Below are 12,737 nucleotides of genomic sequence, written 5' to 3' on the forward strand. Positions count from 1 at the left end.
AACTATTTTGAAGTTTCTTTTACTTTTTCATCTCTTATAGCTACTTGAGTTTCTTTATCAAATATATGGATTCTATGCTTATCCATAGCAAGTTTTAACTTATCTCCTATATTTAACTTATATCTACCATCAAATCTAGCAGTGATACTATGGTTACCAGCTTTTAAGTAAGCATATATTTCAGCTCCCATAAGCTCTCCTAGTTCAACATTAGCTTCAAATGTACTATCTAAACTGTTATCAACAAATATATCTTCTATATGAATATCTTCTGGTCTTATACCTAAAATAACTTCTTTACCTATATATCCATTAGATGTTAAGGCTCCACAGTCTCCAGCATTTAACTTTATACTTAAAGCATCATTTTGTGCATATATTTCTCCATCTTTTTCAACTAATTTCACATCTATGAAGTTCATTTGAGGAGCTCCTATAAATCCTGCAACGAATATGTTGTTTGGAGAATCGTATATATCTTGTGGAGTATCTATTTGTTGAACAATACCATCTTTCATAACTACTATTCTATCAGCCATAGTCATAGCTTCTACTTGGTCATGTGTAACATATATAAATGTAGTTCCAAGTGATTTATGTAACTTAGTTATTTCAGTTCTCATTGCTGTTCTAAGTTTAGCATCTAAGTTTGATAAAGGTTCATCCATTAAGAAAACCTTAGGATTTCTAACTATAGCACGCCCAAGAGCAACCCTTTGTCTTTGTCCTCCAGATAAAGCCTTAGGCTTTCTATCTAATAGATGGCCTAAATCAAGTATCTTAGCTGCTTCTTTAACTTTTTTATCTATTTCATCTTTAGGCATCTTTCTAAGTTTTAAAGCAAATGCCATATTATCGTATACACTTAAGTGTGGATATAGAGCATAGTTTTGGAAAACCATTGCTATATCTCTATCTTTAGGATCTATATCATTTACTAATTTATCTCCTATGTATAATTCGCCATCACTTATATCTTCAAGTCCAGCTATCATTCTTAATGTAGTTGACTTACCACACCCAGAAGGGCCAACTAAAACTACGAATTCTTTGTCTTCTATATCTATATTTACATTTTTTACTGCATTAAATCCATTGTCATAAGACTTGCATATATTTTTTAAAATTACCTCTGCCATAATAAATCTCCCCTTTATACTTGAATATTTTTTATTTAAAAATAATTACAATTAAATGTTATCAGAGAAATGTTTTCCTAGTAATGTTTATATTAACCGAAAAACTTTGTATATATTTTACAAAGGTATTCATTAATATTTTTTTTAGATGCTCAATAGGTATTTTTTATATATAAGTTTAATTTACTAGACATAGTTTTTTTTATGTTGTAATATAATATAAAAGTAGAAAAAAAAATAAAAATAGCTAAAAATGACATAAAATGGAGGTATATGTATGTTTCTGGAGCAAAAAGCTACAGATGTAACTACTGAAGACGTATTAAAAGGGATTGAGCAGTTAGGGAACTTAGACTTTAGCAAGATAAAAATGAGTTCGTTAATAGAAAAACTAGTAGAATGGGCAGCAACTACAGGATTTAAACTTATTGTAGGAGCATTAATAATATCAATAGGATTTAAAATAATTAACAAGCTTGTTGGTCGTTTTATGAATGTTTTAGAGAAAAGAGAAGTTGATATAACCATTAGTAAATTCTTAAAATCACTTATAACAGTCAGTCTTAAAGTAATTCTTGTTTTACCAGTATTAGGATATTGGGGTATACAATTATCTGGTATTGCTGCATTAGTAGCGTCAGCTGGGGTTGCAATAGGTTTAGCTCTTCAAGGGAGTTTATCTAACTTTGCTGGTGGATTTATAATATTATTTATTAGACCTTTTAAAGTAGGAGACTATATTGAAACATCAACATATGGTGGTGTTGTAGAACAAATAGGATTATTTTACACTCAATTAGCAACGTTTGATAATAAACAAATATTAATACCAAATGGAAGTTTATCTAATGGAAGTTTAATAAACTATTCAGCAAAATCAACTAGAAGAGTAGATTTAATATTTAGCGTTGGGTATGAAAATGATATACATCATGTTAAAGATATATTAACTAAAATAGTTGAAAATCATAAGCTAATTTTAAAAGATCCAAAACCATTTATAGGTGTAAGTTCACATAGTGCAAGCTCTATAGATTTCGTAGTAAGAGTATGGGGTAATACTGAAAATTATTGGAATATATATCATGACTTATTAGAAGAAGTCAAGATAACTTTTGATAAAGAAAATATAAGTATACCTTATCCACAAATGGATCTTCATTTAAAAGAAGTTTATAAGAAGTAATAGAAAAGACTAGTGTATATATGCACTAGTCTGATTATTATAAATATAAAACATTAAATTGAATAAGTTATATTTAAATTAAAGTTTTAATATATTAAGTGATGAAATAAAAATATTATTTATTTTAACTTTTGATAAAATAAAACAAAATTTAAAGTAAATAATGTATACTAGGATTAATAGAAATCAAAAGGAGAAATACAAATGGAGTATATTCAAAATTTATACTACATGGTACAAGATTATTGGATTTTGACAATGTTAATAGGTTTAATGAGTTGTTTTGTAGAAAGTTTCATACCAGCATTACCTTTGATAGGAATAGTAACTGGGAATGCAATGTTTTTTGGATTCTTAAATGGAATGATATTATCATGGATAGGATCAGGATTAGGAACAATATTGTTATTTTTATTAACTAAAAAGTTTAAAGACAGCATACATATGGAAAGATTTAAAAATGAAAAAATAAATAAAGTTATAAACTGGATATATAAACAAGGATTTAAGGTATTGTTTATAGCTTATTGTTGCCCATTTGTACCAGGTTTTTTAGTTACAATAACATCTGCATTAAGCGGAAAAGATATAAGGAATTTTGCTCCTGCAATGTTATGTGGAAAATTTATTATGTTTTTAGTCGTAAGTTATCCAGCAAGTGATGTAGTAGGATTTATAAAAAATCCAATTAAAATAGTACTATTTATATTATTAGTATTTTTAGCTTGGAAAGTAGGAAATAGTATTAATACTAAATTAGATAAAAATAATTAAATATAAAGGATATAGGTCCTATATTAATATATAAAACCTATATCCTAGTAAGAATATAACTATAAAGCTTAATACTTTGCATATTAGTTTTTCTGTTTTAGAATTAGTCTTTATAGGCATTAAAGAAAAGTTAATATCTATTGGGTAAAGCAATTCTATACCTTCCTTTGTAAATAAATCTAATATCATATGAGAAAAACATCCGATTATAAGACCACTAAATGAAGATATAAAAACTATATTATTATCTGCATACTTTAATATTAGACTTGATAAATAACATAGTAAATATAGAAATAGTAGACTATGAGTAAAACTTCTGTGACGAAATCTAGAACCGAATAATTTATATACTTTTGGGAAGGTTTTACTTGCACAAGAACCACGCATATCTATATCTGGAATTATTGAACCTATATATGAAAAATACATATAAATAAATAATAGAATAAATTTATAAACAGGCTCATAACTAGATAAATATTCATTGTCAATAAAGGGCAGTGCAAGTAGTGCTAATAAGTATCCGCCCTTTGTGTGAGTTTCCTTTACCATTAATCCTCCTATGGTGCTAAGTACATGATGATTTATTACATTATATAGTAAATATAAAAATTTTACAAATTGCAACTATTTAGAATTATTATAATTAGAAAGAGCTTTATCCCAATTAACAACATTAAACCAATTATCTATATAATTTACTCTATTATTTTGATATCTAAGATAATAAGCATGTTCCCATAGATCTATTCCTATAACTGGAATTAAGTTTAGTGTTATAGGTGTATCCTGATTTGATGTTTTTATTATAGATAAGTTTCCTTTATTGTCAGATACAAGCCATACCCATCCTGAACCGAAAATATCTAATGAAGCTTCTTTAAATTCCTTTTTAAATTCATCAAAAGATCCAAAATCTCTATCGATAGCCTTTTTTAGTTCTTTAGAAGGATATGTTTTTCTATTAGTCATTATGCTAAAAAAGAACTCATGATTATAAATTCCTCCACCGTTGTTTTTTATTATTTGCGACGCACTATCTGGAAGACAATCTAAGTTACTTAGTAAATCTGTTAAGCTACAAGAATAAAGTTTAGGATATTTTTTTATAGTATCATTTAGTTTATCAACATAATTTTTATAATGTTTATTATAATGTAACATCATAGTTTCTTTATCTACATATGGTTCTAATGCATCATAAGAATAATTTAGTTCTTTACATTCAAATGGTTTAAATTCTGATGATAAGCTTAATGAATTTGAAGAAGCTAAAATTATAAATAAAAAAAATAATGTTACTGATAATAGTTTTTTCTTCATAAAACCACCTCTATATAGTATTATGCTTAAAAATAAGATAAAAATTTATATAAAGTTAAATTTTATAGTATATATATCTAAATTATTTCAATTTTACATTATTTTATTATATTTCATATAAAAAGGAGTAGAATAATCTACTCCAAGTACTATTTAACACCCATTATTCCAGATACTAAAACATCAGTATCAGCCCCTAGGAAATAATCATTTATATTTATAGAGTTAAGTATTGTTTTTAAACTTTCTTCTTCGTGTTTTGTATTTAATAATAGGTTCTCAATATGAGAAATATCACATTTTCCAAAGAAATCCCCAAAGAATTTTATATCCTTTATAATTCCACCTTCAACATTTAAGTTAAATTCTACATTTCCTCCAGGATACCTTAATTCATTATAAAGAGAGTATTTTGGGGAATGTCCAAAGTTCCAATCCCAAGTATTGTATTTTTCTTCTACTAATTTATTTATATTATTTATATCTAACTCACTTAAAGTATAATACTTATTATCAGTATTTGTTTTATAAAAGTAATCTATTATTAAATCCTTAAATTCTAATATATCCATAGGAACTTTTAAATGTTCACTTATATTAGTTACACGAGCTTTTACAGATTTAATGCTTTTTCCTTCAAATTTTATAGGTTTAACTTTTAAAGCATTTGACATATCTGATATTTGAGATGAAAATAACAATGTACCATGATGCATTACTTTATTTTTGTAGTTATATTGAGCATTGCCTGAAAATTTACATCCATCTATTAACAAATCATTTCTTCCAGAAAATTTAGCATTTATATCCAATGTTTTTAAAAGTTCTATTATAGGAGTAGTAAATCTTTTGAAATCACTGAAATTATCATTATTACTTGCTATAAATGTAAAGTTTATATTACCTAAGTCGTGAAATACAGCTCCTCCTCCTGATTGTCTTCTGACAACGGGTATAGAGTTTTCTTTAATATAATCTAGATTAATTTCAGATAATGTATTTTGATTTTTACCAACTATTACGGAACTTTCATTTCTCCAAAGTATAAAGATATCTTCATCGAAGTTTTTAAGAAAATATTCTTCCATAGCCAAATTAAAAAACGGATTAGTTTTTTCATTATAAATTAGTAACATAAAATCTCTCCCTTAAAATGTATATAAATTTACATCATTAGGTAAATAGTAGCAGGGAATAATATAGTTATCAATATACTTAAAATTTATAGTTATAAGATATTTATAAATAGAAAATAATGAATACATATGAGTTATTTTAATTTGAATGTATAATATCATGGAAATCTATATAAATTAGTATATTAAATTAAATATGATAAACAATAAGATAGAAAATATTAGTATTTTAATAAAGTTTAGACTTAAAGCCTATAAATATAAAAGGAGGTAAGTATGGCTTACATTAATTTTAAGGAAGAGAAGGCTAAAGGCAAATTTCAACTTGATGAAAGAAAAAAGAACAATGAAATTTTATATAAATCTATATTAAAGCATAAAGATAGTTTAACTGGATTTTATCCTAATTTAAAATATAGTTTTAAAAAGATAATTGATGAAAATATAGGTAAAAAGGGAGTGTTAGGAGAAGAAGATTTTCAGGAAATAACAAATGAAGATATTATTTGTACTAAGTTTATAGATTGTACATTTAAAAATATAAAATTTAAAGATTGCAGATTTATAGGATGTGTATTTGATAGTTGTAAATTTGATGAAGGTGGAGTAAGTTTTGAAAACTGTATATTTATTAAAGAAGACAGTGAAAAGCTACCATCTTTAAATAGAAAAGATAATCTAGGTTGTAGTTTTTATAACTGTAATATATATGCTAAATTTTTAAATAGCGATATATCTTATGCCATATTTGAAAATAGCAAACTTCAAAATACTAGCATAGAATTAACTAATGCTTCAAATTGTATAATAACAAATTGTGAATTTGAAAAGGTTGAAGTTGTAGATTCTGATTTTAGGGGATTTAAAATTTTTAGTACATATATGGTGAATTTTTCTTTTGAAGATAAGTTTTTAACCAAATTTGATGAAAAAACATTCTTTGATAAAATTGAACCAAGGGTAAAAGATAAGCAAGAATATGAAGGAATATATACAGTATATGAAAGTATTGCAGATAAATTTAAAGATAATACTTTAACGAGTAACTTTGGAGAATATTATTACCTAGGTAAATGTATTGAACGAAAATCACTAAAGTTATTGCCAAAGTTAGGTTCATATTTAGATTGGATTATTTGTGGATATGGAGAAAGACCTTTCTTTTGTATATTTTCAGCTTTGGGTATAATAATTATATTTTCATTTTTATATTTAATAACAGGTATAGATACGGACGGTAGAACTATCTTATATACATTTAGTAATATGTATACATGGAACATAAGTAAATTTATAAAAGATTTTAATGAAGCGCTTAATTTAAGTGTAGGAATGTTTGCTGGTGTGGGAATTGACAATGGAAAACCTACAGAAATTGGGTATTTGGTAGCCAATTTAGAAATGTTAATAGGTATAGTTCTTATGGGTGTTGGAGTAGGAACTTTAGTTAGGAAGGTAATTAGATAAATAAAAAGATAGGAATTATAAAGTGTACCCTTTGTCAAGGACAATTTAAAAAAAGGTATTTCTAAGAAACAAGATGATTTCTGTACTGAACAGGAGTCATCTTGCTTAAATTCCATTGATATCTATAATTATTATAGTAATCCATATAATCATCTATTTCTTTTATCACTTCTTCTAATGTACTACATTTGCTAAGAATAACTTCATCTTTAAAATGCCCAAAGAATGATTCTTGTGGAGCATTGTCCCAGCAATTGCCTCTCCTTGACATAGATTGTTTTAAACCTAATTGCTGTACTTGCTTTTGAAATTTAGGACTCGTGTAATGAACACCTTGATCTGAGTGTAAAATAGCTTCGCTATGGAGTTTTAAATTCACATTTGACTTAAGTTTTTCTAGTGTATTTAAAACAATATCTAACCGTAGGTTATCTGAGACATAATGAGCTAATATTTCATTTGTAGAGGAGTCTTTTATTGTAGACAAGTATGCTTTTTTTCCATTTTTATAACTTAAATATGTAATATCTGTTAATAGCACTTTATATGGTATATCTTGCTTAAATTCTCTGTTTATGAAATTAGAAACAATAGTATGCTCTTTACTTGCTTTCATCATACGTCTGTAAGGATTCGCTTTTCTATACGGGCAAACTATTCCATATTTTTTCATTATTCTCCTAATACGCTTTAAATTATATATTATATTAAATCTATCTTTTAAAACCATTTTTATTTGTCTTGCACCTTTTTTACGTCCTTTAAAGTTAAAAGCTTTTAATACATTTTCTTTTGATAAAATATCTTTATCTTCTCTTGATTTTCTTAAATCCTTGCTTTCTGATGAGAAGTATTTATAATACCCAGAACGTGATACACCTGCAACTTTACATAAATAACTTATCATATTTTTAAGTTTATATTTTTTTATTGTAGACTTAATAATCTCATATTTTTCACAAGAAAATAAACTTACTTCTTCTTTAACACTCTCCTTTCTATCATGTCTAACTTTTTTAGTAATTCATTTTCAGCTTGAAGTAACTTCATTTTAGCTTCTAGTTTTTTGTATTTTTCTTCTATTGAAAGATCTTTCTCAATAGGTCTTCCAGTATTGTATTTGCGAGTATCTGTAAGTTTTATAGCTCCGCCATTTTTAAAGGCCGTACGCCATCTGCTAGCAGAAGATTTAACTCTTTGCATGCCTATAATATCGATATTGAAGCCACACTCTTCAAATATTATTCTAGGAAGTTTACCATTACCATTTTCATCTATAAATATTCTTTTAAATTCATCTGTATAAGTAATACCTTTTGAAGTTACTTTCTTAACGTATTTGTTTTGTTTTAATATTATTATTTCCTCTTCTGTAAATAATTTTTTACTCATTAAAATTTTCTCCGATCTAATTATTATTTATTTAATTATATACAAAAATACCCTATAGAGTAGACCTTTTTATTAGCTGTCTACTCTATAGGGTACATTTTATATTATCCTGTCTTTTTATTTATTTTATAATTTTTTTATTAATATATTTTGATAACTATTTGGTAAACTTAACTCTTATTACAACCTTTAAGATTATAAAATGAATTTAAAATGCAAATATAGTAATAAAATAGAGATTGAGTATACCAGTTTTTGAATAAATATATATATTGTGTTACAATAAATATTAATATTATGATTTTAGACAACGGAGGAGTGCATGAAAGATAAAGATAAAGAAAGAATAAAAAAGTTTATAGAACTTCAAAATAAAGATTTGAAGTTTGAAGATATAGCTTTAGAATTAGGAATAGCAAAAACAACTCTTAGAGTATTTTTGAATAGAAATGGATATAAAATGTATAATGGTAAGTATAAGCTTAAAGATGAATCTAGTGAATTTAAACAAATAGAATTTGAACAAAGTAAAAACTCTAGTAAAAAGAAATCTACTAAAATTAAAGAGAATAAAAACACTGCAAATAAAGAAGTGAAAATAAAAAAAGAAAAAGATACAAAGAAAAAAGTAGAGAGTAAAGAAGGTAATTCTAGAAAGAATATAAAAATAGATAATAAGGTAGAAACTAAAAAAAATAAAAGGGGAGTTCCTAAAAATGATAGAAAGATAAATATAACTCAAGAGGATTTAGATAAGCTATGTGAAGTTTATGACTGGTATATGGAAGTCAAAGATCTAAAATCTATGAAAATTAAAGCAAAGACAAATAAAAAAGATATAAAAATAGAAGATACTAATATAGATACATTAAAAAGTACGAGCATAAAAGTAGATAAAAAGACTTGGGAAGATTTTGAAAGATTGTGCAGTAATTCGAAATTTACAAAACAAGAGATAATTACCCAAGCCTTAAAAGACTTTATGAAAGAGTATAAAAATTTACTATAAATATAGTAAGAATTGAGGTGTTTACATTATGAATAAATTTCCTAAGAGAGTATTATTTATTTCAATGTTATTAATTGTAAACATATTAATGTTGGCATCTTGTAAATCGAAGGATATTTATGATGATGAAAATTTAGATTATACTATAGATATAAATAATGAAAATGCAAAAGTATTATCAATAAAAGATGTAGAAAATAATAGTGATGATAGTGATAATGAATTGAAATTATCTAAAGTAATTAAAAATATTTCAGATATTAGCATATACAATATACTAATAACTTATGAAGAAATAAATAATAAAGATAATATAGTAGAAAAATCTCAAGTGTTTTTAGATTTAACTTTAAATCCAAATGAATCATCAGAGATAAGTTTTTTCAATGATGATGAAGTTAAAGGAATAAATATAGTATCCTATGAGTATCATACTTTAGATAAAGAAGTTATGGTTAATTTAAAAGATGATACGGTAGTTATAAATAAAAGTAGTGTGGATTTAAAAGATAGTAAAGAATATGAAGTTTTAACAACATCTGAAATATACAAAGTTAAAAATTCTAATGAAATAGATACTTATGCATTGGATATAAAAAATACATCTAAAAAGCAATTAGGTAATATAACTGTAAAAATAGGACAACTAGATAAAGATGGAACGTATATTATGGTAGATAGTATAAGTTTATATAATATATTAAAACCATCAGAAGATATAAAGATGGAAATAAAGGCATTAGACAATACAAAAAGTATTGAGTTACTAGGGTACAGTTATGATGATATAAAAGAAAAAGCAAACATAAATATAGACCTTAAATTACATAAAGCAAGTATAAGTGGTTAGTATTGAATTAATATAACAAGGGGAATATGAATAAATCATATATATATTACTAATACTAAATATAATTTAAGGTGGTGATAACTATGGATAGAGATAATAATTTAAATAAAATTGACGTAGATTTTGAAAAAATTAATGCTACTTTAGCTGACCCAAATTTTGCGAATTGGTACTATCATCAAGTTACAGATAATGTTGATGGTAATGAGGAATTTAATATAGAAAATTTCGTAAACATAATTAACAATTATAAATTAAATTAATTAAGTAAGAAATAAAATATGGAAAAAATAAAACTTCTAGGATATAGGTACTAAGTAAAATTAGCTAGTTATATTCTAGAAGTTTTTTATTTACTAGAATTTTATGATAAAGTAGTATTAATATATGTAGAAAAGTAAAAAAATATATTTTTAAGTAAGGATATATCGTTGGCTAAATGAAGTATTTATCCGACACGTCGCTCGAGCGAAACGAATTTTTATTTAAAATAAATAATTATATTGTATAATTTATATTAAATAAAGTGTTAAAAAAGGAGCAGAGTATGAAGATATTAGTAGTAGAAGATAATATAAAAATATTAAAGAGTATATGTGATGAACTTGATAATCATTTTGATACATATAAATGTAGCGATGGAGAAGATGCACTATACCAAATTAACCAAAATATATATGATTTAATAATATTAGATATAATGATTCCTGGAATCAATGGACTAGATATATTAAAAAGTATTAGAAAAAATATAGAAACACCAGTACTTATATTAACTGCAAAAGAAGAATTAGATGATAAAGTAAAGGCTTTTGAAATAGGTGCAAACGATTATTTAACAAAACCTTTTTATATGGAAGAGTTAGTGGCTAGGGTATATGCAATACTAAGAACTACTGGAAAGTTAAAAAATAAAAATGTATTACAATTTAAGGACTTACACGTAGATATAAATGAAAAAAGGGTATTTATAAATGATTGTGAAATAGAGCTTCAAAATAAGCAGTTTAATTTATTAGAATATTTCCTATTAAACAAAGGGTGTATATTATTAAAAGAACAAATTTATGATAGGATATGGGGTCTTGATTCAGATTCTACTATAGAAATAGTAGAAGTTTATGTTAGTAACTTAAGAAAAAAGTTAAGTAAATTTGGGTATGACAAATATATAAAAACTAAACGTAAGGTAGGATATATTTTTGATGATAAATAAAAAGGTATTTAATAAAACTAAATCCAGTCTTATAAAGATTAACATAGCAGTAGTGCTTAGTTTTTTAATCTTATTTTCTATATTTATATATGCATATTTTAAAGGAGTTACATATAAGAGCATAGATAATAAACTAAATAATGAATTAGAATCTATAGCTATACAACTTACTAGGCAGTCTATGGTTTATCCAGTTACAAAATATCCAAGTAATATGATTTATATATATAAAAGAGATAGAGTAATGTATTACACTCCTCAAAATGGTTATTTTAGTGATGTATTACCAAACCGGTATACTAATAAATTAAATGATATATTTACATTTAGTGAAAATGGATATACTTTTAGAGAATTAAACGTAGAAATAGATGAATATCAGATTCAAATAATTAGAAATATTGACTCTGAGATAAGTTCTCTTAGACAGCTTATATTTGTATTTATAATAGGTATATTAATATCACTTATTATAACTTATTATTTAGCAGTATATTTGACTAAAAAAGCATTAATACCTATAGAGACTGCTTGGAATAATCAAGCTAAATTTATACAAGATGCTTCTCATGAACTTAGAACACCAATATCAATAATTTCATCTAAATTAGAACGTATGTTAAAACATCCAAATAGTACTATAAGTGATGAGGTTGAAACTATAGCAGATGCTATGAGTGAGATAAGAAGGAGTAAAAAAATGATAAGCGATTTGTTATCCTTAACTAAAGAAGAAGCTATAACTAAGCTTAACATAACTGAAGTAAATATAAAAAATTTTATAAAAGATATATGTGTTGATTATGTTGATATAGCAGATATACAAGAAAAAAGATTTGAGATGAATTTTAATTTGAAAAATGAAACTATATTTACAGATGAAAATAAATTAAGACAACTTCTTCTTATATTTATAGATAATGCATTTAAATATACCAAAGAAAATGATTTTATAGCTATAAATATAAATCAAAAAGACAATGTTTATACAGAGATTTTTATAATAGATAGTGGAGTAGGAATAAAACAAGAGGATATACCGTATATATTTGATAGATTTTTTAGAAGTGAAAATGTAAGAGATAAAGATATAGAGGGATCTGGAATTGGATTATCTATTGCCAAGATGATAGCTATAAATTTAGGTGCAGAGATATCTGTGAAATGTGAAAATAACAAAACAGAGTTTAAGATAATCATACAAAATAATAAGTGCGACAAAATAACATAAAGTAAAAAAAT

Annotated in this window: 13 protein-coding genes; 8 read left to right on the plus strand and 5 right to left on the minus strand. The window is 25.0% G+C overall.

Annotated features, from left to right (window positions below; translation table 11 throughout):
* Positions 1-2: 2 nt before the first annotated feature.
* The gene (locus tag BN7997_RS05625) at positions 3-1,139 is read right to left on the minus strand and encodes an ABC transporter ATP-binding protein (RefSeq protein ID WP_071119880.1); all 1,137 of its coding nucleotides are present in this window, start codon (positions 1,137-1,139) and stop codon (positions 3-5) included.
* A 277-nt stretch (positions 1,140-1,416) separates the two neighbouring features.
* Between BN7997_RS05625 and BN7997_RS05630 the strand changes: the two genes are divergently transcribed.
* Both BN7997_RS05630 and BN7997_RS05635 read left to right on the plus strand, forming a co-directional pair.
* Positions 1,417-2,325, plus strand: a complete 909-nt coding sequence (locus tag BN7997_RS05630) for a mechanosensitive ion channel family protein (RefSeq protein WP_143023173.1) — start codon at positions 1,417-1,419, stop codon at positions 2,323-2,325.
* 204 nt (positions 2,326-2,529) lie between these two features.
* The gene (locus BN7997_RS05635; protein WP_071119881.1) at positions 2,530-3,099 is read left to right on the plus strand and encodes a TVP38/TMEM64 family protein; all 570 of its coding nucleotides are present in this window, start codon (positions 2,530-2,532) and stop codon (positions 3,097-3,099) included.
* Between the two features lie 18 nt (positions 3,100-3,117).
* Here BN7997_RS05635 and BN7997_RS05640 read toward each other — a convergent pair whose 3' ends face one another.
* The 3 genes from BN7997_RS05640 to BN7997_RS05650 all read right to left on the minus strand — a co-directional run bounded on the left by BN7997_RS05640 (position 3,118) and on the right by BN7997_RS05650 (position 5,561).
* Positions 3,118-3,654 carry a metal-dependent hydrolase gene (locus tag BN7997_RS05640; protein ID WP_071119882.1) on the minus strand — a complete coding sequence of 179 codons (537 nt, stop codon included), beginning with the start codon at positions 3,652-3,654 and terminating at the stop codon, positions 3,118-3,120.
* Positions 3,655-3,729: 75 nt separating this feature from the next.
* Positions 3,730-4,425: a superoxide dismutase gene (locus BN7997_RS05645; protein WP_083335017.1), complete on the minus strand. Its 696-nt coding sequence runs from the start codon at positions 4,423-4,425 to the stop codon at positions 3,730-3,732.
* A gap of 149 nt (positions 4,426-4,574) precedes the next feature.
* Positions 4,575-5,561, minus strand: coding sequence for a lipoate--protein ligase (locus tag BN7997_RS05650; RefSeq protein ID WP_071119883.1), 987 nt, complete (start codon positions 5,559-5,561; stop codon positions 4,575-4,577).
* 276 nt (positions 5,562-5,837) lie between these two features.
* Here BN7997_RS05650 and BN7997_RS05655 point away from each other — a divergent pair, with 276 nt between their 5' ends.
* Positions 5,838-7,028 carry a pentapeptide repeat-containing protein gene (locus tag BN7997_RS05655; RefSeq protein WP_071119884.1) on the plus strand — a complete coding sequence of 397 codons (1,191 nt, stop codon included), beginning with the start codon at positions 5,838-5,840 and terminating at the stop codon, positions 7,026-7,028.
* A 61-nt stretch (positions 7,029-7,089) separates the two neighbouring features.
* Here the strand turns inward: BN7997_RS05655 and BN7997_RS15200 are convergent.
* A protein-coding gene (locus BN7997_RS15200) for an IS3 family transposase (protein ID WP_408638332.1) occupies positions 7,090-8,420 on the minus strand; the annotation gives its coding sequence in 2 pieces (ribosomal slippage) (positions 7,090-8,027 and positions 8,027-8,420; 1,332 coding nt in all).
* Positions 8,421-8,742: 322 nt separating this feature from the next.
* On the opposite strand from BN7997_RS15200, the gene BN7997_RS05670 reads away from it, so the two are divergent.
* The 5 genes from BN7997_RS05670 to BN7997_RS05690 all read left to right on the plus strand — a co-directional run bounded on the left by BN7997_RS05670 (position 8,743) and on the right by BN7997_RS05690 (position 12,726).
* Positions 8,743-9,429 (plus strand): hypothetical protein, encoded by a 687-nt coding sequence (locus BN7997_RS05670; protein WP_071119885.1) that lies wholly within the window; start codon positions 8,743-8,745, stop codon positions 9,427-9,429.
* 28 nt (positions 9,430-9,457) lie between these two features.
* Positions 9,458-10,279 carry a hypothetical protein gene (locus tag BN7997_RS05675; RefSeq protein WP_071119886.1) on the plus strand — a complete coding sequence of 274 codons (822 nt, stop codon included), beginning with the start codon at positions 9,458-9,460 and terminating at the stop codon, positions 10,277-10,279.
* Between the two features lie 83 nt (positions 10,280-10,362).
* Complete coding sequence (locus BN7997_RS05680) at positions 10,363-10,542, plus strand: hypothetical protein (RefSeq protein ID WP_071119887.1); 180 nt, start codon at positions 10,363-10,365, stop codon at positions 10,540-10,542.
* Between the two features lie 284 nt (positions 10,543-10,826).
* Complete coding sequence (locus BN7997_RS05685; protein ID WP_071119888.1) at positions 10,827-11,495, plus strand: response regulator transcription factor; 669 nt, start codon at positions 10,827-10,829, stop codon at positions 11,493-11,495.
* Positions 11,485-12,726, plus strand: a complete 1,242-nt coding sequence (locus BN7997_RS05690) for a sensor histidine kinase (RefSeq protein WP_071119889.1) — start codon at positions 11,485-11,487, stop codon at positions 12,724-12,726. The genes BN7997_RS05685 and BN7997_RS05690 overlap by 11 nt, the downstream gene beginning before the upstream one ends.
* Positions 12,727-12,737: the final 11 nt, after the last annotated feature.

Source organism: Romboutsia timonensis (assembly GCF_900106845.1).
Taxonomy (GTDB): domain Bacteria; phylum Bacillota; class Clostridia; order Peptostreptococcales; family Peptostreptococcaceae; genus Romboutsia; species Romboutsia timonensis.